Genomic DNA, 22,987 nt, shown 5'->3' on the forward strand with positions numbered 1-22,987 from the left:
GCTTGCCGCCCTCCGACAGGAGCGACACGCGCGGCATCCGCACTGTACCGCGTATGGAGAGGAGCGCCGATGATGGTCAGATTGCACACCTCCCTGGCCGTAATGTGCGCTTTGCTCGGACCGATGGCGCCTTTCGCCGCTTCGGCACAGCAGGCAGAGCAGGTACAAGATGCCGAGGCGCAGCCCAAGCCTGCCTCGCACGCGACGCTGCGCCACTATCAGCAGACCACCGCCACCCTACCATGGAACGACAAGGAGGATTTCGATCTGGCCTCCCGCGGCTTCATGGCGGAGATCCCAGGGCGCAAGATCCTCACGGCCGATGGACGCGTGATCCGCGATCTCGCCGAACTCGACATTTTCAAGGGTGAACGCCCGGGGACCGTCAACCCCAGCTTGTGGCGGAACGCGCAACTGCTCTCCCGCTCGGGGCTCTTCAAAGTGAGCGACCGTGTCTATCAGGTCCGCGGCATCGAACTGGCGAACCTGACCGTTGTCGTCGGCAAGACCGGGTATATTGTCGTCGACTGCCTGACGACGGTCGAGAGCGCGCGGGCGGCCATGGCCCTGATACGCGCCACACTGGGCGACAAGCCGGTTGCCGGCATCATCTACACCCACAGCCACATAGACCATTTCGGAGGCGCCGCGGGGGTCATCACGCCGGAGGAGGCTGCCGCTAGGGCGGTTCCGATCCTCGCGCCGGCCGGTTTCCTGAAAGAGGCGATTTCGGAGAACGTCATTGCCGGCCCGGCGATGACCCGCCGTGCGATCTACGCATTCGGCCATCTGATCGGCACCGGCCCCACCGCCGACATCAGCGACGGAATCGGACCGGCGTTCGACCGCGTCGGCAAGGCGACCGGCACTGTGCACATGCTGCCGCCCACGCGCGAGATCGGCAAGACGGGCGAGACCACCACGATCGATGGTGTCGACATCGAGTTCCAGTATCTGCCGGACACTGAAGCACCCGCCGAAATGGCGATCTACTTCCCGCAGCTGCGCGTCCTCGACATGGCGGAGGACGCAAACGGCTCACTCCATAATCTTCTGACGCTGCGCGGCGCCCAGGTGCGCGATTCCAAAGCGTGGGCGGATGGCCTGACCGAGTCGATCCGGCTGTTCGGCGAGCGGGCGGACACGCTGATTACCTCGCACTTCTGGCCGCGATGGGGACGGGCAAAGATTGTCGACTATCTCACCGCGCACCGTGACATGTACGCCTACCTGCACGACCAATCGGTGCGCATGATGAACGACGGGTTGAACGGCACGGAGATCGCGGAAGGGCTGCGCCTGCCCGAACCACTGGCGAAGCGCTGGTTCAACCAAGGCTATTACGGCACAGTCAGCCACAACGCCAAGGCGGTCTACCAGCGGTATCTGGGGTGGTACGACGGCAACCCCGCGCACCTCAACACGTTGCCGCCGGAGGCCGCGGGCGCGCGGTACGTCGAGGCGATGGGCGGGGCCGATGCGGTGCTCACGCAAGGTCGCGCGGCGATCGCGAGCGGCGAGTACCGCTGGGCGTCGGAAATCCTGTCGCATCTGGTGTTTGCACAGCCCGAGAACCGCGCGGCGAAGCTGGCGCTGGCGGACAGTCTGGAACAACAGGGCTACCAGGCGACCAGTTCGATGTGGCGCAACGCCTTTCTGTCGGGCGCGAAGGAACTGCGCGAAGGCGTGAAGACGTCCGGCTTCGATTCGGTTGCCGGCTCGATCCCGAACCTTCCTTTGTCGGAAATGCTGAACTTGCTCGCCGTCCGCCTATCCCCCGATCGCGCGCTAGCCGCGCCGATGTCGTTCAACCTCGTTGTCGACGGAGGCAAGGAGGCCGAGCATGTCGAAATCCGCAATGGCGTGCTGATTCATCAACCCGCCGGCACGGGCGTCCGCGCCGCCCCTACCCTGTCGCTGACGCGCGATCAGCTCGTCGCCGCGGTGCTGCGCAGGCCGCAGGCTGCGCCCCTTCCCGCAGGCGTCAGCGCACGGCTTCAGCGCTTCCTCGGCCTGTTCGATCCGCCGAAGGGTACCTTCGGCCTCGTCACGCCCGCACCGTGAAGCGGGCGGCCAAGGGAGAACGCGCGTGACGATCACCATGACCCGGCAGGAGGGGGTCGCAGTCATCGCCTTCGATCGGCCGGCTGCGAAGAATGCCTTCACGCTCGCCATGCGCGCCCAGTTCTGCGAGGCGTTCCGGGCGGTGGAGGACGACCGTTCGATCCGCGCCGTCATTCTCACCGGAACAGAAGGCGACTTCTGCTCAGGCGCCGACATCGCGGAGATGGGCGACACTCCGCCGGACCTGTTTCTCGATCGCATGCGGATGCTGCATTGTATGACCCGCGGCGTCGCAGCCTGCCGCGTGCCAGTCATCGCCGCGGTCGACGGATACTGCATCGGCGCCGCCTGGGGCTTCGCGATGGCGGCCGACATCGTGCTCGCCAGCACGCGCGCCCGCTTCGCCGCCACCTTCCGCCGGATTGGTTACGCCCCCGACGCCGGGCTGGTGTGGCAGCTGATGCGGACGATCAATCCGATGCGTGCACGCGAGATCGTCTACTCGGCCCGAACAGTCGACGCCGATGAGGCGCACTGCCTTGGCCTGGCCCTCGAAACGCTGCCGCCGGAAGGTCTGTTCCAGCGGGCACTGACGCTGGCGAACGACATCGCCGCAGGTCCGGTAACTGCGCTCCAACTCGCCCGCCGCCAGTTCCGCGCCGCCGCCGCTTCGAGCCTCGATGCCTTTCTGGAGGTCGAGGCGACGATGCAACCGCTGCTCGGCCAGACGGGCGACCATCGCGAAGCGGTCGCCGCCTTCCGCGAGAAGCGCCCGCCCCGTTTCAGCACCGGCGACGCCGAGCCGCCCGTCGCACGGAGTATCGCATGAGCATGGACTTCGCCTTCCAATACGGCCCGCGCGTCGTCAGCGGCGCGGGTGCATCGACGCAACTCGCGTCGCGCTTGCCCGACGGGCCCGTGCTGTTCGTCACTGACGAACAGATCGCGCGGCTCGGCCTCGCCGAGCCGGGGCTGGCCGCACTGCGGGGGGCCGGCCGTGCGGTGACCGTGGCCGACCGGGTCGAGGCGGACCCGTCGCGCGCCACTCTCGAGAGCGTCGTGGCACTGGGCCGCGATGCCGGCGTGGCGAGCGTGGTCGGCTTCGGCGGCGGCAGCCCGATGGATGTCGCCAAGCTGGCCGCCTATCTGCTCGGCTCCGGCGACCATCTCGACGCAATCTGGGGCGTCGGCAATGCGACCGGCACCGGCCTCCCGCTGATCCTCGTGCCGACCACGGCGGGAACCGGATCGGAGGCAACGCCGGTGTCGATCCTCACGCTGCCCGGCGACGAGAAGCGCGGCGTGTCTTCACCGGCCCTTATCGCCCATACCGCCATCCTGGATCCGGTGCTGACGCTCCGCCTCCCGCGGGCGGTGACGGCCGCCACCGGCATGGACGCGATGGTCCACGCGATCGAGGCCTATACCTCCGCTCACCTCAAGAACCCGTTGTCCGACCTCTTCGCGCGCGAGGCGTTGCGCCTGCTCGCCGCCAACCTGCTGACTGCCTGCACCGATCCCGGCAACCTCGCGGCGCGTGAGGCCATGCTGCTTGGCGCGCATCTGGCGGGTGTCGCCTTCGCCAATGCCCCCGTCGCCGGTGTCCACGCGCTCGCCTATCCGTTGGGTGGGCGCTTCCACGCACCGCATGGACTGTCGAACGTCCTTATGCTGCCGCACGTTCTGCGCTTCAACATGAGCGCCGCGATGCCGCTCTATGCCGAGCTCGCCCCCCTGGTCGACCCGGGACTCGAGAGCCTTGGCCAGCAGGCGCAGGCGCAAGGACTGCTGGAGGCGCTGCAGACGATGGCGGCGGATGCCGGCATGCCGTCGCGCCTGTCGGCTGTCGGCGTCAGGGCGGAGCACCTCGACCAACTGGCCGATGACGCCATGTTACAGCAGCGCCTGCTGCGCAACAACCCGCGTGAGATAACGCGCGACGACGCGCGCCGGCTCTACGGAGATGCGCTGTGAGCCGCGCGCCGTTTCGCCCGCGCGACACCTACCGTCATTTCGTTCCAGTTACGACGCGCTGGCACGACAATGACATGTACGGCCATGCCAACAATACCGTCTACTACGCCTGGTTCGACACGGCGGTGAACAGCTGGCTAATCGACAAGGGGCTGCTCGACGTCCCGGGCGGCACTCCCGTCGGACTGGTCGTCGAGACCGGTTGCCGGTACGCCGCCTCGGTCGGCTTTCCCCAGCGGCTGGAGATCGGCTTGGCCGTCGCGCGCCTTGGCACCAGCAGCGTTACGTATCACCTCGGCGTGTTCGTGTCGGGTGACGGCCAGGCAGCGGCGGAGGGGCACTTCACCCACGTTTACGTCGACGCGACCTCTCGCCGCCCGGTGGCGCTGCCTGCAGAGTGGCGGGCGATCCTCGAGACGATCGCCTGACGCTTACGCCGCTTCGGGCGCCTCGCGGGCTGCGAGGTACATCAGCAACGCGCCAAGCGGCCCCATCACCGCCGCGACACTCGACAGCGCCAGGTTCAGGCCGCTCGCCCCGAAGACGTGATCCGTGAGCAACCCGACGAGGACCGACCCGAACGCACCGCCAGTAAGGTTGACCAGTGCCATGTACAGCCCGGTGTACAGCCCTCGGAGGGTCGCCGGCACCGCCGCAACGATCAGCACGAACACGGATGCGACCGACATCGAGCTGACGAACATGTTGACATAAGCCATCAGGATCGCGAGCCCGACAGTCGGCATCAACGGTCCGACGATCGTCGTCACGCTCAGCACCGCCATTGACGACAAGCACAGGTAATAGGCGGACTTGCCTCCGCCGAAACGGCTCCGCAGCCACGAGTGATAGGGGTAAACCGCAAGGCACCCTGCGATTCCCGCGAACAGAAAAGCCGGCCCATAGGTTGTCGCCACCATGGACGGGGACATCGCGTAAGACCGCATGAGCATCGCCGGGTACCAGTTGAGCAGCCCGTAGTTGTTCATGCTCCACGCGACGACGCTTCCCATGAGCAGCATCAGCAGCTTGGCACGGCTGCGCATGAACGCAGTTGCCTCGCCCTTCTGCGCCCCGACCGCCACTGTCGCCGCGGCGCGCTTGTCGCGGACGGAGAGCTGCACCAGGACGGCGATGAACAGTCCAGGCACCGCGAGCAGTAGGAACACCGCCCGCCATGGTTCCAGTTCCCCCAGCAATGGAAAGCTGTAGCTGCCGGTTGCGGAGAATTGTGCCAGTAACCGCGCGCCGACCAGCATCGCCAGGCCGCCGCCCACGTAAAGCCCCGTTGTGAACAGCCCGATCGGCTTCTGCACCTGGTCCTGCGGAAACCGGCTGGAGATGATCCCGATCGCCGCTGGATTGAGCCCCGCCTCGCCCACGCCCACGAACATGCGCGCGGCGAAAAGGCTCAGGAACCCTGCGGCCAAGCCGCTCGCGGCGGTCGCCACCGACCAAATGAGGATGCAGGCGGCGAGGATCGTCACCCGCCGCCCGCGATCCAGCATCCGCCCGATCAACACGCCGCCGAAGACGTACAGGACGGCGAACGCCATGCCCGTCACCGCACCGAGCTCGGCATCGGTAAGGCTTAGGTCGGCCTTGATCGGCTCGATCAGGAAACTCAGGATCACCCGGTCGATGTAGCCGAGCACTGACACCAGGAAGAGGATGGCGACGACATACCAGTCATAGCCGCTGACCGCGCCCGGTGCGAACTGGCGCTGTGATTCAACCGTAGACGCGGTGCTCATGCCTCAGCGCCCTTTGAAGACTGGCTGCCGCTTCTCCTTGAAGGCGGCGATCGCCTCCCTGGCGTCCTCGGTTTTGGACAGAGCGAAGGTGTTGTTCTGTTCGTAGCGGTAGCCGTCGCGCAGCGTCATGTTCTCGATCGTCCGCATCGAGTCCTTGGCTAGTCGGGTGGCCAACGGGCTCTTCGAGGCGATCGTCTTCGCCATGTCCATGACCCAAGGCATCAGCTCGTCGGGCGGCAGGCACGCCTCGATCACGCCGCGGCGGTAGAGTTCGGCGGCGGGTGCGCGCCAGCCGGTCAGCATCATTCGCCGCACCATAGAATGCGGTAGTATGCGCGCTGCGTGCTTGCCCCCGCCCATCAGCCCGACGTCGACCTCCGGCAGGCCGAAGACCGCGGTTTCCGATGCCACGATGATATCGCAGCTGGCCGCGAGCCCAAGGCCGCCGCCCAGCGCAGCTCCGTTCACGGCGGCAATGACGGGCTTGTTGCACTCGATGATCGCATAGCTCGACTCCCGGACGGCCCGATTGCGCTTCCATGCCGAACCGGGGGCCGACATGTCCGGCCGGTTCTTCAGGTCGGCACCGGCGGAGAAGCACTTGCCGTGTCCCGTCAACACGGCAACCCGGACATCGTCACGATCACTGATCTCGTCGAACGCGTCGGCAAGGCCGTGGATCATGTCCATCGATTGTGCATTGACCGGCGGGTTGTCCAGCGTGACCACCGCGACGAAGTCGGCGACATCGAGTCGTACCATGCATCAGATCCTCTTCTGGCTATCGCATAGCGCAGGGGTATCGAACTCCCCGCCGGCCGAGCTCATCGCGTGAAACAATTGCATATGTGATGGACCGCAACTCACGCGGCATCGCCGAACGCCGCCCAGCCGCCGTCGACAGCGACGATGGCGCCGGTCATGTACGAAGACGCGTCGGACGCGAGAAAGGCAATCGCGTCGGCGATCTCCTCCGGCCGGCCGAGCCGACCCAGCGGGATGCGGCGCCGCACCGCCTCCAGAGACCGTTTGCCTGACCGTTCCAGCGCCGTTACGCCGGGCGTCGCGACATAGCCGGGGGCAACCGCGTTGACGCGGATCCCTACACTCGCCCACTCACAGGCCAGCGAGCGGGTCATCGCCTCGACCCCGGCCTTCGCGGCGCAGTAGCTGTTGCGCCGCGGCAGCCCGCCGCGTGCGGCGATCGACGAGATGTTCACGATCGCTCCGCCGCCTTGCGCAGACATCACCCGCGCCGCAGCCTGTGCGAGGTGGAACGGGGCGACCAAGTTGATCGCCAGGCTTCGCTCGAACGGCCCGGTCTCCTGCGCGATCGTGGGTACGAAGTCGTCGGCGACGGCGGCGTTGTTGACGAGGACGTCGATCCGGCCGTGTTGGGAGGCGATGACGGCGATGGCGCGCTCCACCGCCGCCGCGTCTGTCACGTCGGCGATCATACCATGTCCGCCGACCGGCTCGCGATCAAGAACGATCACCGTCGCGCCGCCCGCCTCGAACCGATCGACGGTCGCAGCCCCGATTCCACGGGCGCCGCCGGTGACGACGACCACCGGACTCTCGGGCAGGGCGCGTCGCGGCGCGACACCTGCCGCAGCCGCTTCCGACCCGCCGTAAGCGCCGTAGCCTCCGTCTACCTGGATCTCCGCTCCGGTGACGAACCCGGCGCCAGCGGCCCAGACGATCGCGCTGGCGATCTCGCCGGGATCGCCCATCCGCGCCAGTGGGGTGCGTGCCTGCACCACGCCCGGATCGACCTTTCCTTGCGCGATCAGCGCGCTGACCACCTCGGTCGCAACATAGCCGGGCAGAACGGCGTTGGCGCGCACTCCGTGTGCTGCCCACTCGCATGCGAGCGCGCGGGTGAACCCAGCAATCGCCGCCTTGGACATAGCATAGGGCGCGCGACCCGGAATCGCCCGAAGCGCGATGCCAGAGGACAGGTTGACGATCGCCCCTTCTCCGCGTGCGACCATCGCCCTGCCGACCTCACGGGCGACAAGGTAGCTTCCAGTCAGGTTGACCCGCAGGATATGGTCGACCGTGCCCAGGTCGACGTCCAGCGCCGGGGTGCCCGCTGGATCGACGACGCCGGCGTTGTTTACCAGCACGTCGATCCTGCCGTAGCACGACAGGACGTCCGCCACGCCGGAGCGCACGGTCGCCTCGTCCGCCACGTCCATCAGCAGCGCTCGGTGCGGTGCTCCCAATGCAGCACTTGCCTTTTCGGCTCGCCCGACGTCCCGGTCCGCCAGAATCACCAAGTCGCCCGCCGCGGCAAAGGCGTGCGCAGTCGCGCGCCCGATTCCGGTTGCCGCTCCGGTGACAAGGACGATCCTCTGTCCCCTGCCCATCGTTCCACTCCCGCCACTTGGGTGGCTCATGGGGCATAAGAGCAGCGTCGCCGTCGTTGCTCAACGGGGCCGGTGGCGCGCGGCAGCGTATCGCTTATGCGATAAGCGGGGCGGTTCCCTGCGCGATCTTGGGTGCGATCGGCCACGCACCATAAGGACCGTGCGCGACACGGAACGTTGGCGTAGGAGAGCAGGAGTGGCGGATCGACTTTCGGGACGCGTGGCCTTGGTGACGGGCGCTTCACGCGGACTGGGCCGCGCCATCGCCGAACTCTACGCCGCGAGCGGTGCCGCCGTGGCCGTCCTGGACCTCAAAGAGCATTGGGCCCAGTCCGTCGTGGACGGCATCGACGGCGCCGGCGGACGTGCGCTCGCGCTGGGCTGCGACGTTTCCAGCCGCGATGCGGTCCACGACGCGGTCGAGCGCACCGTCGCCGCCTTCGGTGGCCTCGACATCGTGGTCAGCAGCGCGATGTGGAACAGGTACGAGCCGATCGGGGACATCACACCCGAAACGCTCGCCCGCATGTCGGGGGTCGGCTTCGACGGCATCGTCTGGATGATCCAGGCGGCCGCCCCACACCTAGAGGCCCGGGGTGGTGGCGCAATCGTCAACATCGCCTCGGTGTCGGCCCTGAAGGGGATGAGCAACGCGCTGCTCTACTGCGGCATCAAGGCAGGTGTCGGCGGGCTGACCCGCGCCGCCTCGGTGGAACTGGGCAGGAAGGGGATCCGCGTCAACGCGATCGCTCCCGCGACGGTGGCGACGGAGGGCGTCAAGGCGATGCTCGACGCCGATGCGCTGGCGGAGCGCGCCGCGCGCATCCCGCTCGGCCGGCTTGGCGAGACCGCGGACATCGCCAATACTGCCCTGTGGCTCGCCTCCGACGACTCTGCCTTCGTCAACGGCCAGATGATCACCGTCGACGGCGGGCTGGCCAACGCGATCCTATAGCCCGTTGCGTCAGCCGGGGGCGCTCACTGCGCCAGCAGGACCAGCGCGTCGAGCGGTACCACCCCCTGCCCGGCAGGCAGCACCCGGATGGGGTTGATGTCCACCCCCGCTAGCGCACGGGCGTTCGCGGCGGCGAAGCGCGACAACGCGGCAAGTATCTCCGCCAGCGCGTCAACGTCAGCGGGCGCCTGGCCGCGCACGCCCTGCAGCATGGTGTGGGCGTGGGTCTCGGCGATCATCCTGCGCGCCTCGTCAGGCGAGAACGGCGCGCCCCGGAACGAAACGTCCTTCAGGACCTCGGCGAAGATGCCGCCGAGGCCGAACATGACCACGGGGCCAAGCGTCGGGTCGATGCTGATTCCCGCGATCACCTCCACGCCGCCGGTGATCATCGGCGCCACCAGCACGCCCTCCAGCCGCGCATCGGGCACGGCGGCGCGAGCGCGTTCCAGCAGCAGCGCGGTGCCGTCGCGCACCGCGTCAGCATCCTTCACTCCGACGAGGACGCCGCCGACCTCCGTCTTGTGCGCGATGTCGGGCGAGCAGATCTTGAGGACCACCGGCAGGCCGATCTCCTCCGCGGCTGCCACAGCCTCCTCGGGCGTGGTCGCGAGCCGCTCGTGTGGAAACGCCACCCCAGCCTCCGCCAGCAAGGCCTTCGCGCCTCGCTCGCTCAGCGCTCCCTTGGCAGCGAACGGCGTCGGCAGCGCCGCCTGCGTCTTCCCTGTCGCGGAGGCGCGCGCGAAGCTCTCGCCGAAAGCGCACAGGGCGCCGAGTGCCCGCGTCAGCGCCACGCTGTCTTCGAACACCAGGAAACCGCGCGCTTCGTAGGCGCGCACGACGTCCTTCGGCGCGGTCATCGTCACTGCCCGCACGATCGTCCCGTTGCCCGCTCCTGCCGCGTCCAGCGCGTCGGCGAGCCGTCCCGAATAGGATGGCAGGGCCGGCGTGGTGCCCAGGATCGCGACGAATAGATCGTAGCCGCCCTGCTCCAGCACGACCTGGATGTAGCGAGTGAGCAGCGTGAGATCGGTCATCGCCTGCGCGGTCGCGTCCACGGGATTGACGGGAGAGGCATAGGGTAGGAGCTGCTTCAGCTCGACCTGCGCGGTCGCGGGCATTGGCGCGATGTCGAGTCCCACCGCGTCGCCATCGTCCGCCATCTGGATGCCCAGCCCGCCCGACATGGAAAAGATTCCCAACTTGTTGCCGGCGGGCACGCCGGCGCGCGACATCGCGTAGGCGACGTCGATCTGCTCGGCCGTGCTGCGCGCGCGATGCACGCCGTACTGACGGCATATCGCGTCGAACACCGCGTCCGATCCGGCGAGCGCGGCGGTGTGGCTGCCGACCGCGTGCGCCCCTGCCTCCGACCGACCGACCTTCAGCATGACCACGGCCTTGCCTCGCTGCCGCGCAAGGTCGAGCGCCTCGAAGAACAGGTTCCGGTTCCGGACCCCCTCGGCATAGGCCATGACGACCGACACCTCGTCGCGATCGACGACCCACCGCAACGCTTCCGCCATGTCGACGTCGCATTCGTTGCCGGTGGTGATCCAGTGCCGGATACCGATCCCGCGCTGGCGCGCCAGCTGCGCGATATGCGATCCGTAGGCGCCGCTCTGCGACACGACCGCGACGTCCCCCGGAGCCAGGAAGCCGTCGTCCAACATCACCGAGAAGGTGCCGTAATATCCGCGGGCGGCATCCGCCGCACCCAGGCAGTTTGGCCCCAGCAGCCGCATCCCCGCGGACCGCGCGACGTCCATCAGGCCCGCCTGTTCGAGCTGGCCTTCCTCGCTCATCTCGGCAAAGCCCGCCGCGAAGATCGTCGCAGCCCGCACCCCGGCCGCCGCGCAGTCCTCGAGCGCCTGCCGCGTCGCCGCTGCCGGCACCGCCAGCAGCGCGAGGTCAGGCACCTCGGGCAGGTCACCCAGCCTCGCGTAGCATCGTTCGCCCTGAACGGTGGCGCGCTTGGGGTTGAGCGGATAAACGCCGCCTTCGAAGCCGCTGGCGCGCAGATACCGCAGCGGCCTCCCGCCGATCCGCGCCGGATCGTCGGAGGCGCCCACCAGCACGATCGAGCGTGGGGAGAACAGCGCGTCCAGATTGGACGTGGAGCGATCCCACGTCTGCGCGTTGGAAGGATGGCCCGCAGTCACGATTGCTTCCCCGTCTTGAACGATCCACCTAACGTGTCACGCGCCCCGGCCCTGCGCACGGCGAGGCGCGCGCCCGTCCGCCTATTCATATCCGTGATTTGCGCCTGCCCGCAGCGGCAGGCGCGGATATCAGAACCGTGATTATAGTCGCGCTAGCGGGTGCCAAATTGATACCCGCCCGCGAAGGTGGTGGGTTCGGCATCTCGGACGCGAACGGTCAAACCGCAGCGACAGGCGAGACAACGATAATCGGCACGCATAGCCGAGCCAGGAGAGGTGCAGAAATGAGCATTGTTGCCAACGCGAAGCGGGGACTGATCGCAACAACCGCCGTTATCGCAATCATTCCATCCGGTGCGGCGCTGGCGCAGACCACACCCGCGCCCGCTGCCGACCCACAGGATAAGCCGGCCCCGACGCAGGGCGCGGTGGCTGCCCAGCCGCCACTTGATGCGACATCGTCGCCCGACGACCCCGATGGCGCCGCTGGCGACGACAGCAGGGGCGGCTTCGAGGACATCGTCGTCACTGCCACCAAGCGCGGCGAACCGCAGAACGTCCAGGCAGTGCCCTTCGCCGTGACCGCATTCGGAAGCAAGCAGCTGGAGGAGTCGCATTTCACCAACCTCCAGAGTCTCAGCTACAAGATGCCCAACGTCAGTCTCGGCCAGGCCGGGACGACCCCGGGCTATGCCAACTTCTCAATCCGGGGCCTCGGTATCAACAGCTCCATTCCCTCGATCGACCCGACGGTAGGGGTGTTCGTCGATGGGACCTATCTCGGCGTCAGCGCCGGCCTCGTTTTCGGCAACTTCGATCTTGAAGGTCTGGAGGTTCTTCGTGGCCCCCAGGGTCTCTTGTTCGGTCGCAACGTGACCGGCGGTGCGGTGGTCCTGCGCACCACGACGCCCAGCAACACCTTCCACGCAGATCTGAGCGCCCAGATTTCGACCGGGCCCGAGTACCGCGCCACCGCGGTTGTCACCGGTCCGCTCGTCAAGGACATGGTGCAGGCGAAGATCGCGGTCTACTACAACAAGGACGAGGGCTACTTCCATAACGAGTTTAACGGCAACGATCATCTAGGGGAGAGCCGGACCTTCATCGTCCGCCCGGCGCTGCGTCTTTCGCCCGACGACCGTTTCGAGATGATCTTGCGCTACGAATTTGGCGAGTATGACGGTGACGGTGCTGTGGCGACCAACCATGGGCTCTACCCGATCGACAGCTTTGGCGTGAACATCGACAACGAGGGGTTCGCGCATAATCACTGGCATATGGCGTCGATAGAGACGAACGTGCCGGTTTCGATCGGCGATGGCACCATCACCAACATCATGTCGTATCGCAACTATTATTCACGAGTCAGTAACGACATCGATGCCTCGCCTGAGTTGCGCTTCAATGGTGGTAACACAACAGATCAACGACAGATGAGCGAGGAGCTTCGTTACGCTGGCACATTCAACAATCTCGATGTGACGACTGGTCTGTATTATTTCTACCAACAGATAGACTACGTCGAGGAACGCATTCTTAATCTAGGCGCCACGCACCTCGCAGGCGGGGGACGTCAGCGGCAGAACAGCTATGGCATCTTCGCCTCCTTCGACTGGCATTTCAGCCCGTCGCTGACACTCAACGTCGGCGGTCGCTATACCTACGAGACCAAGGCCGTAAGGGTTGCGAATCTAGTCGCAAATGGCTGCAATTATGCGCTTCTAACCTGCAATTTCACCTTCACTGACGATAACGGCTGGGGTGGATTCACGCCGCGCGTCGGCGTTCAATGGAAGCCGGACGATCAAACTCAGGTTTATGCCTTTTGGACGAAGGGCTTCCGCAGCGGCGGCTACAACTTCCGCAATGTCTTTCCCGCGGTGGCGCCCGGCCCGTTCGACGATGAAGTGCAGAGCTCTTACGAGATCGGTGTCAAGAAAGACGTAGGCCGAATCCTGCGGATCAATGCAGCGGCGTTCTGGAACCAGATCGACAATGTTCAACGCGAAATTCAGATCCCGGTTGTCGGGGTCGGCACCTCCCAGCAGATTGTCAACGCGGCGAACGCGCGCGTCCGCGGTGTCGAGGGTGAAGTGACGCTGCGGCCGGGCGCCGGGTTCACGATCAGCGGTCAGTTCGGCTATACCGAAGGCAACTACACCGACGTGTTGTTCGACTTGAACAACGACCGTGTCATCAATGAGCTCGACTTCGGGCTGCAGCTGCCGCGGCTGGCACCTTGGACCTACGGTGCTTCCTTGGGCTGGACGCACCAGTTCGACGATATCAACATCAGTGCAAACATCAGCATCAATCACAATGATGCGCAGTGGTACAACGACGCTAACACCGGCCGCTTGCGCGCGGCCGACATGCTTGACGCCAACCTCGCCCTGCGCCGCGGGCCGTACACGGTCTCCCTCTACGGCACCAACCTGCTCGACGTAGCGACCTACAGCGCGGAAGCGCCACTTGCCTTCTTCGCCGGCTCGACCTTTGCTCCACTCAACAAGGGGCGGGTGATCGGTGCATCGATCAGCGCAAAATTCTGATGCTTCCCGGCGCCGGCGTTCACCGGGTGCGCCGGCCGTTACAGCGAAAGGTGCGGCATGTTGTGATCGACGACAGCGTCCAGCAGGCGAGGCTGCACCTCCACCGCTGGCGCTCGCCCTATGACGCCGGGCGGTTCGGCTTCAACTTCCTCGAACGCTCCGGGCTGATGATCGCGACCGGTGCCAATGTGCCGACCGAGAACTACGCCTTCGTCACCTACGTCGATGCGCTCGACGGATCGAAATCGTCTAGGAACTGGTGCAGACGCCGCCTGCAAGGTGCGCCCTATTTACGGGCCAGCCGCACGCTCATACCCAACCCGGCACGCAAATAGGTCATCGACGATCGGACGGCGGGATTGAAGGCCGCCTCCGATGGCACTTTGCGCGTCGTCCTGTCCGCCACCCGGCCGAAGGACGTGCCGGAGGCGAACTGGCTACCAGTTTCCGCCGACCGCTTCGTGCTAGCCATACGCTCGCAGGGGCCGGATGCCCAGCTGCTGCGTGCCGAATGGAAGCCCGCCCCGATCCGGAAGGTCGCGCCCGTCGCGAGGTGACGCCGAAAAGGCCGCTCCGCCGAGCAACGGCCCCCCGCGCGTGCGACGATGCGCGTGTCAGGCCGCGATCGACTCCCCTGGGTTCCGCATCGGCTCGAACGTAATACCCCCATAGCCCGCCTCTGCCGCGGCACGGCACAGGTCGGCGTAGTTCTTGAAGCCGCCGGTGTACATCGTCAGCCCCGATGCCTTCCCGGCAATGTTGGTACCCGTGTACCAGGTCTTCGCCTTGGACAGGAGCGTGCCTTCCGCCAGAACCGCGATCATGTCCATCCACCCCTGCTGCGCGGCCGCGGTCGGTTCCATCGCGGTGGTACCGGCAGCCCGCATATGGGTGATCGCGTCCGCGATCCAGTTCACGTTCTGCTCGTTGATGGTGAAGATGTTGGCCAGGGCCGATGGTCCGTTCGGGCCGCAGATCATGAAGAGGTTGGGGAAACCTTCCATCATCAGTCCCAGGTACGACTGGGCGCCGCCCGCCCATTCGCGATTGATGGTGCGCCCGTTCCGCCCGACGACCTCGAATGCCATCAACGCGCCGGTCAGGCCGTCATAGCCAGTCGCGAGGATCAGCATGTCCAGTTCGATCTCGCGCTCGGACGTCCGTATGCCGTGCTCGCTTAGTCCCACGATCGGTTCCTTGAAGCAATCGACCAGTTGGACATGCGGTTCGTTGTACGTCTCGTAATAGTTGGTATCGAGGCAGGCGCGCCGCGCGAACACCGGGTAGCCGCGTGGCTTCAACGCTTCCGCTGTTTCGGGGTCGCTCACCACCTCACTGATCTTGCCGCGCAGGAACTCGGCCACCTGCTCGTTCGCCTCCGCGTTCTGAAGCAGGTCCGAGAACGAGCCCAGTACCGTGTGGCCGCCGTTCTTCCAGGCGTCTTCGAGGATCGACCGGCGCTGTTCCGGCGGCAGGCTGAAATAGGGGCGCGTGCCCGCCGGCCGGACCCCGCCAACGATGCTGTTCCTGGCATGAACCCGCATGCCGGGAAGGTTGCGCTTGATCTCGGCGACATACTCCGGCGTGTAGCGCTGGTTGCGCATCGGCATGGTGAAGCTGGGGGTGCGCTGAAAGACGAACAGCTCGCCTGCTTCCTGCGCGACGACGGGGACGATCTGGATCCCCGTCGACCCTACACCTACCACGCCGACGCGCTTGCCCGCGAAGCTGACCGGCTCCTTTGGCCAGCGGCCAGAGTAGTAGAGCTCGCCTTTGAAAACGTCCGTGTCGGCAAAGTCGGGTACCTTCGGCACCGACAGGGGGCCGGTCGCCATGATGGCGTAGGTCGCCTCGAACGCGTCACCCCGATCGGTGGTATATGTCCAGACCTGCCGCGCCTCGTCGTAGGCGGCGCGGTCGACACGCGTCTCGAAACGAAAGTTCTTGCGCAGATCATGCCGGTCCGCGACGAAGTTGATGTACTCGAGGATTTCGGGCTGCGCCGCGAACTGTTCCGACCACGACCATTCCGCATCCACCTCCGGCGAGAAGGTGTAGCAATAGTCGATCGTCAGCAGGTCACAGCGTGCGCCGGGGTAGCGGTTCCAGTACCACACGCCGCCGACATTGTCGCCGGCTTCGATGCCGAGCACCGACAGCCCCATCTCGCGCAGCTTGTAGACCGCGTAGAGGCCGCCGATGCCGGCGCCCACGATGATCGCGTCGAATTTCGCATCTACCATTTAGCCGTCTTTCCAAGGGCGCTTCGTCCCGAGCATCATGGATGAGGATGGGTGCAGCGACCCATCCGAAGCTGTTTTCCCCGTTAAAATCACATGCATGAGGATGTCAGGCGATCGCGGCCAAGCGTGCGAGGTGGTAATCCGCGGATCCGTGCGCGCAATCGAGCATCATCTGGCGCTTGAGGTGATGGCTGACGATCAGCTCGTCGCTGAACCCGACGCCGCCGTGCAGCTGCACCGCCTGTCGCGCGACGAACAGGCCGCACTGCCCCACCCGCGCCTTGGCCGCGGAGACGACGCGTTGTCGCTCCGCTGCCGGCAGGTGCAGGCTCAAGGTCGCCCGGTACGCCATCGACCGCGCCTCCTCCAGCGCGATCGCCATGTCCACGGCGCGGTGCTGCAGTGCCTGGAAGGTACCGATGGCCACGCCGAACTGCTTGCGGGTTCGAAGGTAGTCCAGCGTGGTCGTGAGCGTGGCGTCCATCGATCCCACCGCCTCGGCGAGATGTGCGCAGATCGCCCGGTCGACCGCCGCCTCGATCGTCGGCAGCGCATTGCCGCTGCCGATCCGAACGCCCTCGACTTTGTCGAAACGCAGCCGGGCGTGGCGGTGCTGGTCAATCGCGCGAAACCGCTGGATTTCGAGGCCGGACGCATGGGTGCAGACCAGAAACAGTCCGATGTCGTCCGCCACACGGGCGCTCACGACCAGCCGGTCGGCGAATCCGCCGTCCTCCACATGCAGCTTCTCGCCGGTGAGCCGCCAGCCCTCGCCGTCCATCTCCGCGGCCAACGTGACATGAGCGACGTCGTATCCGCCCTCCGGCTCCAGCAGCGCCGCGGCAGCGCGTGTGCTGCCCTCCCCTATGGCCGCGAGGAGATCGCGGCTCTCCTCGCTGCCGCCGATCAGTGCCGGCACCAGCACGCTCGCGGCTACGTAGGGTACCGGCATCAGATGCCGCCCAATTCCCTCCATCAGCGCCATCACGTTGACCGACGATCCGCCGAGCCCACCGTCCTCTTCGGCGATGGGCAGCATTAGCCAACCAAGTTCCGCCATCTGCGTCCAGGTGCGTGCCACTACCGCGTCCAGATCGCCCAGCAGCTTCAGCCTGTCCGCCATCGGCCACAGCTCCTTGCCGAGCCGGTCGGCGCCATCGGCCAACATGCGCTGTTCGTCGGAATATTCGAAGTTCATGGTACCCTCAAAGGCCCAGTGCGCGGCGGGCGATGATATTGTGCTGGATCTCGCTCGACCCGCCGTAGATCGAGGTGACGCGCGCGTAGAGCGCGCCCTGCATGGCGTACGGCATATCGGCCGCCTCCTCACCATCGAGCGGGCGGAAGTGCGCCGCCTCCGGCCCCAGCGCCTCCATCCACAGCGCCATTCCGCGCTGGTAGAGGTCGGACCAGCGCAGCTTGACCATGGACCCGCGCGGCCCGGAGTCGGCGCCCCCGGCAAGATCAGCGAGGAGGCGCAGCACCATCGTCTCCAGCGCCATTGCCTCGATTTCCAGTTGCGCGAGTTGCCGCCGGAAATGCGGCGTATTGATCAAGGGGACGCCGTCCACCGATCGCCTGCGCGCCGCGTCGCGCGCGCCATCGAGCACTTGCGGCAGGTGGATGGCGGTGGCCGACGAGACCATCCGCTCGCGATCGAGCAGCACCTTGCCATATTCCCAGCCGCGCCCCTCTTCCCCGACCAGATTCGTGACGGGAATGCGGACGTCGTCGAGGAACACCTCGTTGGTGTGGTATTTCTCGTCCATCGTCTCGATCTTGCGGATCTTGATCCCGGGCGTGTCCATGTCGGCGAGCAGTAGCGAGATGCCTTGCTGGCGCTTCGCTTCCCGCGACGTCCGCACCAGCAGGAACATGCGGTTCGCGACCTGCGCGTAGCTCGTCCACATCTTCTGGCCGTTGACGACGTAGTGGTCGCCGTCCCGCACCGCGGAGGTACTGAGCGAGGCGAGGTCGGAACCGGCGCCCGGTTCCGAATAGCCCTGGCACCACCAGTCGTCGGCACTGACGATTGCCGGGAGGTAGCGCGCCTTCTGCTCGGGCGATCCGTAGGTGAAGATGATCGGCCCGATCAGTTCGAGACCCTGGTGGAACTGGATCGGGGCACCAGCGCGCGCAGCCTCGCTCTCAAAGATATAGAGCTGGGCCGGGCTCCAGCCGGTGCCGCCATATTCCACCGGCCATGTCGGCGCGCCCCAGCCTCTGGCGGCGAGCGCCTTCTGGTAGCCGATCAGTTCGTCCGGTTCGAGCCGGAGCCCTGCCCGGACGCGAGTGAGCCAGCTGGCCGGCACGATGTCGGCAAGGACGTGGCGCACCTCCTCGCGAAAGGCCAGCTCTTCGGCAGAGAATTCGAGATCCATGGCCGCAAGATTGCACGTAACGGGCGTCGCGATGCCAGCGCCGCGCGGCCAAGGAGCCACTAATTCCGAGTGTGATTGTCGGGCGCGTACCGCGCCTCCTCGATTCCGCATGCGTTCAGACCAGTGATCGCCAGCATCCGTCCGGCATCGCGGTGATCGGACTGCAGTCGATGCCCTGAGTCCGCGATGGTCGTGACGTACAAGGTGCGCATGTCGGCCCCGCCGAACGCCGGGCAGGACGGATAGGGGACGGGCAGGTCGATAAGGTCGAGCAGTACTCCGTCAGCCGAGATGCAGGCGATCTGTCCGGTCAGCACCATCGCCACCCACAGCCGCCCGTCGGCATCCACCGTTGCACCGTCGGGCGCGAGTCCATGCGCCCCAGCGTCGAACAAGTCTGCGCGCACCCCGATGGCGCCGGTTACCACATCATAGGGATAGCGACGGATGACCGCCTCCAGCGTGTCGGCGAAATACATCCAGTCGCCCGTGGGCGAGAAACAGATGGCGTTCGACACCTTGTGCCCGTCGAGCAGCGGTGTCGCGGTACCATCGTGCTCCAGCCGCCACAGCGTCGCCAGCGCGGCCTGCTGCTCCCCGTGCTGCATCGTTCCTGCCAGAAAGCGTCCCTGGCGATCGGTCTTGCCATCGTTGAAGCGGATCGCTCCTGCGCCGATCCCGGGCGTCGCCAGCCGTCGAACGCAACCATTGCCGTCGATCAGCGCAAACCCGTCCGCGAACGCCGCTACCAGCCCTCCGTCGACGAGACCGATGGAGCCGGCCGGACGATCGAACCGCCAGTCCCGTTGCACCTCGCCGCGGGAATCCGCCGCGAGAATGCGATTCCGGCCGATGTCGACCCACCACAGCCAGCCGTGTTTCGCGTCCCAGACCGGGCTCTCGCCCAGCTTGTTGATGGTCGACCCAAACAGCGCGATGGCGGGGCCGCTCACGGTTTCGCCGCCACGCGCAAGATCGTCGGGATCCCTTCCGAACAGGCGTGCAGGCCCAAGTGGGCAACGAGCTGAAACACTTGCGCGATCTCCGCGGCGCTAGCGCCGCCGGCAAGCGCACGCCGCGTCTCCAAGCGGATGCCGTCCTGGTGGAGATGCGTCGGCGATACGGCGAGCGCCAGACGGATCAGCGTCCTTTCGATATCCGACAATCGTGACGTCCGATCCGACGTGGCGAGCAGGTTCCCGAGCGCCTCGACCCATGCGGGCGCAAGCGACGCCATCAGGGGCAACCAATCCGGCTGCTCGCCCGGCCAACGCGCAAGCGCCTCGGCCGCCCTGGCAGGGGCAGCCTCGCCGCTCGCCCCCGACATCTCTTCGGCCAGGATCCGCATGCCCACCGAGACGCTGTCCAGGCCCTGCAGCGTCGCGAGTTGCAGCACCTCGATGAGCTCGCCGGCACTGCACCCGACTTCGAGTGCCAGCGCGACATGCACCTCCAACCCCGCCTCGAACAGGTGGGTCGTTGACGCATCGACCGCGACGTAGATCAACTCGCGTAGCCGCGGCGACAGCGGACCGGTAAGCGCAGGGCACGAGGAGTAGTCGAGATACGCCTCGAGCCACTCCGGGCTATGCGCCAGCAATCCTTCGTTGAACTCGGCCCAGTACCCGCGCAGGGCAATATATCGGGCCTTGAACGCCGCCCGGTCCTGTTCCGACTGCATCTGCCCGCCTTTCTGAACCCATCCGCTGCTCTTCGCCTGCTACGATCGCGTGGCGCCGGCCATGCACAATGCGCGCACACCACGCGCGATGCGCGGCTACTCGGCGGCAACGGCGTAGTGGTGGGCTTCGCGGCGGGTGCGGAACTCGGCGATGCAGGCGCGCATCGTTCGGACGATGTCCTGCTGCGACTTGGAGATACGAGGCGCCAGTCCGCCAACGCCTATCGCCAGCGGGATCTCGTGGATCTTCTCCGCCAGCGGCATCGCTATAGCCGATACCTCCGAGTGCGGCTTGTTCGCCATGAAGACATATCCCGTCTGCCGGGCCCAGCGCACGTCGCGCATCAGCTGCGTTGAGTCGAACCGACGTCCCTCCGCCAGCTGATAGTAGTTCGAGTAGCGGCACAGCTTGTCGATCTCGCTGTCCTTCATCTCGCTCATCAGAGCAAGGCCCGCTGCCGAATCGACCAGCAAGCGCATCGTGCCTGTCGGCGGGACCATCTTGAACTCGTGCTCGGGGGCCCTGAGCAAGACGTACTGGACGAACAGATCGTTCTGCGTGATCAGCGCGACCGTCTCGTCCGTTCGACGCTGAAGCTCCTCGACCAGCCAGCGATAATCGTCGTCGGCGTAGATGTAGCCCGGGAGCCAGCTGCCCAAGGCGCCGACGCGCATCGTCGGCAGATAGGTCCGCGTCGCCCGGTTATAGTTGACGTAGCCGGTGACAACGAGACTTTTCAGAAGGTTCGTTGCGCTCGATTGCGGATAGTCGAGCGCGGTATAGATCTCGTGCAACCGCAACGGCCGGCGCTGCTCGGCAAAGAGTTCAAACACTTCAAGCGTGCGCGACGCCGATTTCACAGTGCGTCGAAGCATGACGACGGCTCTCCTATCGACGGGGTCTCCGCCCCGATCCGCCGGACACAATAACTGAACCGAGACCTCGGGAGTCATTCGCGCCAAACTATCACATATGTGATGCGCGCTGCCATCCTGGGTCAACCCTGCTGCCAGCGCGCGACTATTCCCTGCGTGATATTGCCCGCACAGCTTTCGGGCGAATTGAAGCCGCTCCGGCAGTGTCGCAGCAGATGACAGCCGGTTTGCGGACAGCACGGCTGAAAGAAGCGTGGGAGAGCGTCGCTAATGATGGGTCTGATGCAATTCCGGCCGCTGACGACGGGATCGATCCTCGACTATGCTGCGCGCAACCATGGAATGACGGAGGTCGTCTCGCGGCGCGTCGATGGGACGATCGAGCGCGTCAGCTGGGCGTGGATCTCGGACCGGGCACGTCGACTCGCGCGTGCGCTCGAAACGCTCGGTGCACGGCCCGGAGATCGCATCGCGAGCCTCGCTTGGAACCGGGCCGCGCACCTCGAACTCTACTACGGCGTGTCGGCGTCGGGGCGAGTGCTGCACACGCTCAATCCGCGCCTGTTCGACGAACAGCTCGCCTTTGTCTTCGCAGAGGGCGGCGCCCGCATCCTGTGCGTCGACCCCGACCTGCTGCCGCTCGCCCAACGGCTGCTCGCCTTGCACCACGAACCTGTCACCGTGGTTGTGCTGTGCGCAGAAGACGCAGTGCCCGCCTCGGCGATCCCGGAGCCAATCGCTTACGAGAAGCTTCTCACGCAGGTCGAGCCGCTTGCGGCCTGGCCTGATCTCGACGAGAACACGGCGGCGACGCTTTGTTACACCTCCGGCACCACTGGCAATCCGAAGGGCGTGCTCTACAGCCATCGCTCCACCGTTCTGCACGCCATGTCGGCCTGCACCGCGGATTCCATGGCGCTATCGTCGCGCGATGCGATCCTGCTCCTGCCGCCGATGTTCCACGTCAACGCCTGGGGCATCCCCTTCGCGGCTGCGATGTGCGGCGCGAAGCTCGTCCTTCCGGGCAACGCCCTCGACGGCGCCTCGCTTCACGACTTGTTGCGCGATGAGGAGATCACTTTTTCGCTTGGCGTCCCGACGGTCTGGTTCTCGCTCCTCGATCATATCGAAGCGCATTCCACTCCTGCTGATCGGCAAGCGCTGAGACTGGAGCGCGTGTTCATGGGCGGCGCATCGACGCCGCGCACGTTGATCCAACGTTTCCGCGATCTACTCGGGGTCGACACGATGCAAGCCTGGGGGATGACTGAGACCAGCCCGGTGGTCGCGGTCTGCCGCCCGATGGGGCGACATCGCGATTTGGAGCCGGAGGAGCAACTCGATCTGCGGGCAAAGGCCGGCCGCTGCCTGTTCGGTTCGGAAGTCGCCGTCGCCGCGCCGGATGGCACCATGACCGGCCCCGGCGCCGACACGGTCGGTCCGTTGCTGGTGCGCGGCCACTGGACCCTGCACAGCTACTATGGCAAACCCGCCGCCGCAGTGGACGACGATGGCTGGTTCGACACCGGCGACGTCTCCCGGATCGACGCGGACGGCTTCGTGCAGATCACCGATCGATCCAAGGACGTCATTAAGTCCGGCGGCGAGTGGATCTCCTCGATCGACCTGGAGAATGCCGCGGTCGCGCACCCCGCCGTCAGGGAAGCGGCGGTTATCGGCGTGCCGCATCCGCGCTGGCAGGAGCGCCCGCTGCTGCTGCTGCAGGTCCACCCTGGAAAGTCGGTCACCGACGAGGAGATGCTCGCGCATCTCTCCGCCCATGTCGCCAAATGGTGGCTGCCGGACGCGATCATCCGCCTGGCGGAACTCCCGCATACCGGATCCGGCAAGCTTATGAAGGCGGAATTGCGTGCCGCCTACGCTCAGATCCTGCTTGAGTAGCCGCCCGACCACGGGGCCAACTCGTGCCAGTCTTGGGAGGTCGGCGATCCGCCGCCTCCATCAGGCCGCCG

The 22,987-nt window shown here is 66.2% G+C and carries 19 protein-coding genes; 9 read left to right on the forward strand and 10 right to left on the reverse strand.

Going from position 1 to position 22,987, the window contains the following annotated elements; genetic code table 11:
• The first annotated feature begins 72 nt into the window (after positions 1-72).
• The 4 genes from ACMGER_RS12140 to ACMGER_RS12155 are packed head-to-tail and all read left to right on the forward strand — an operon-like array spanning position 73 to position 4,466.
• Complete coding sequence (locus tag ACMGER_RS12140; RefSeq protein WP_436812394.1) at positions 73-2,064, forward strand: alkyl/aryl-sulfatase; 1,992 nt, start codon at positions 73-75, stop codon at positions 2,062-2,064.
• Between the two features lie 25 nt (positions 2,065-2,089).
• The gene (locus ACMGER_RS12145) at positions 2,090-2,893 is read left to right on the forward strand and encodes an enoyl-CoA hydratase/isomerase family protein (protein ID WP_436812395.1); all 804 of its coding nucleotides are present in this window, start codon (positions 2,090-2,092) and stop codon (positions 2,891-2,893) included.
• Positions 2,890-4,038, forward strand: coding sequence for an iron-containing alcohol dehydrogenase (locus tag ACMGER_RS12150; protein ID WP_436812396.1), 1,149 nt, complete (start codon positions 2,890-2,892; stop codon positions 4,036-4,038). Before ACMGER_RS12145 ends, ACMGER_RS12150 begins: the two co-directional genes overlap by 4 nt.
• On the forward strand, positions 4,035-4,466 hold the full coding sequence (locus ACMGER_RS12155; RefSeq protein WP_436812397.1) for an acyl-CoA thioesterase: 432 nt from the start codon (positions 4,035-4,037) through the stop codon (positions 4,464-4,466). Before ACMGER_RS12150 ends, ACMGER_RS12155 begins: the two co-directional genes overlap by 4 nt.
• A gap of 3 nt (positions 4,467-4,469) precedes the next feature.
• On the opposite strand, the gene ACMGER_RS12160 is transcribed toward ACMGER_RS12155, so the two are convergent.
• The 3 genes from ACMGER_RS12160 to ACMGER_RS12170 form a co-directional block, all read right to left on the reverse strand.
• Positions 4,470-5,792, reverse strand: coding sequence for an MFS transporter (locus ACMGER_RS12160; protein WP_436812398.1), 1,323 nt, complete (start codon positions 5,790-5,792; stop codon positions 4,470-4,472).
• A gap of 3 nt (positions 5,793-5,795) precedes the next feature.
• On the reverse strand, positions 5,796-6,554 hold the full coding sequence (locus ACMGER_RS12165; RefSeq protein WP_436812399.1) for an enoyl-CoA hydratase/isomerase family protein: 759 nt from the start codon (positions 6,552-6,554) through the stop codon (positions 5,796-5,798).
• Between the two features lie 101 nt (positions 6,555-6,655).
• Positions 6,656-8,194 carry an SDR family oxidoreductase gene (locus ACMGER_RS12170; protein ID WP_436812400.1) on the reverse strand — a complete coding sequence of 513 codons (1,539 nt, stop codon included), beginning with the start codon at positions 8,192-8,194 and terminating at the stop codon, positions 6,656-6,658.
• A gap of 166 nt (positions 8,195-8,360) precedes the next feature.
• Between ACMGER_RS12170 and ACMGER_RS12175 the strand changes: the two genes are divergently transcribed.
• Positions 8,361-9,119, forward strand: a complete 759-nt coding sequence (locus ACMGER_RS12175; protein WP_436812401.1) for an SDR family NAD(P)-dependent oxidoreductase — start codon at positions 8,361-8,363, stop codon at positions 9,117-9,119.
• A 23-nt stretch (positions 9,120-9,142) separates the two neighbouring features.
• On the opposite strand, the gene ACMGER_RS12180 is transcribed toward ACMGER_RS12175, so the two are convergent.
• Positions 9,143-11,281, reverse strand: coding sequence for an acetate--CoA ligase family protein (locus ACMGER_RS12180; RefSeq protein ID WP_436812402.1), 2,139 nt, complete (start codon positions 11,279-11,281; stop codon positions 9,143-9,145).
• A gap of 284 nt (positions 11,282-11,565) precedes the next feature.
• Here ACMGER_RS12180 and ACMGER_RS12185 point away from each other — a divergent pair, with 284 nt between their 5' ends.
• The 3 genes from ACMGER_RS12185 to ACMGER_RS12195 all read left to right on the forward strand — a co-directional run bounded on the left by ACMGER_RS12185 (position 11,566) and on the right by ACMGER_RS12195 (position 14,390).
• On the forward strand, positions 11,566-13,833 hold the full coding sequence (locus ACMGER_RS12185; RefSeq protein ID WP_436812403.1) for a TonB-dependent receptor: 2,268 nt from the start codon (positions 11,566-11,568) through the stop codon (positions 13,831-13,833).
• 62 nt (positions 13,834-13,895) lie between these two features.
• Positions 13,896-14,168, forward strand: a complete 273-nt coding sequence (locus ACMGER_RS12190) for a hypothetical protein (RefSeq protein ID WP_436812404.1) — start codon at positions 13,896-13,898, stop codon at positions 14,166-14,168.
• A 3-nt stretch (positions 14,169-14,171) separates the two neighbouring features.
• Positions 14,172-14,390, forward strand: a complete 219-nt coding sequence (locus ACMGER_RS12195) for a DUF1214 domain-containing protein (RefSeq protein WP_436812873.1) — start codon at positions 14,172-14,174, stop codon at positions 14,388-14,390.
• A gap of 57 nt (positions 14,391-14,447) precedes the next feature.
• On the opposite strand, the gene ACMGER_RS12200 is transcribed toward ACMGER_RS12195, so the two are convergent.
• From ACMGER_RS12200 to ACMGER_RS12225, 6 genes are all read right to left on the reverse strand, one after another.
• Positions 14,448-16,076 carry a flavin-containing monooxygenase gene (locus tag ACMGER_RS12200; RefSeq protein ID WP_436812405.1) on the reverse strand — a complete coding sequence of 543 codons (1,629 nt, stop codon included), beginning with the start codon at positions 16,074-16,076 and terminating at the stop codon, positions 14,448-14,450.
• Between the two features lie 106 nt (positions 16,077-16,182).
• On the reverse strand, positions 16,183-17,274 hold the full coding sequence (locus tag ACMGER_RS12205) for an acyl-CoA dehydrogenase family protein (RefSeq protein ID WP_436812406.1): 1,092 nt from the start codon (positions 17,272-17,274) through the stop codon (positions 16,183-16,185).
• 7 nt (positions 17,275-17,281) lie between these two features.
• Complete coding sequence (locus tag ACMGER_RS12210) at positions 17,282-18,457, reverse strand: acyl-CoA dehydrogenase family protein (protein WP_436812407.1); 1,176 nt, start codon at positions 18,455-18,457, stop codon at positions 17,282-17,284.
• A 59-nt stretch (positions 18,458-18,516) separates the two neighbouring features.
• Entirely contained in the window at positions 18,517-19,410 is an 894-nt protein-coding gene (locus ACMGER_RS12215; protein ID WP_436812408.1) for an SMP-30/gluconolactonase/LRE family protein, read from the reverse strand.
• Positions 19,407-20,138 carry a carboxymuconolactone decarboxylase family protein gene (locus tag ACMGER_RS12220; RefSeq protein WP_436812409.1) on the reverse strand — a complete coding sequence of 244 codons (732 nt, stop codon included), beginning with the start codon at positions 20,136-20,138 and terminating at the stop codon, positions 19,407-19,409. The genes ACMGER_RS12215 and ACMGER_RS12220 overlap by 4 nt, the downstream gene beginning before the upstream one ends.
• Positions 20,139-20,234: 96 nt before the next feature.
• A complete protein-coding gene (locus ACMGER_RS12225) occupies positions 20,235-21,092 on the reverse strand; it encodes an IclR family transcriptional regulator (RefSeq protein WP_436812410.1) in 858 nt (285 codons plus the stop codon).
• Between the two features lie 192 nt (positions 21,093-21,284).
• Between ACMGER_RS12225 and ACMGER_RS12230 the strand changes: the two genes are divergently transcribed.
• Positions 21,285-22,916: a long-chain fatty acid--CoA ligase gene (locus tag ACMGER_RS12230; protein ID WP_436812411.1), complete on the forward strand. Its 1,632-nt coding sequence runs from the start codon at positions 21,285-21,287 to the stop codon at positions 22,914-22,916.
• Positions 22,917-22,987 lie beyond the last annotated feature (71 nt).

Origin of the sequence: Sphingomonas astragali (genome assembly GCF_051400615.1) — a bacterium.
In the GTDB taxonomy this organism is placed as follows: Bacteria; Pseudomonadota; Alphaproteobacteria; order Sphingomonadales; family Sphingomonadaceae; genus Sphingomonas.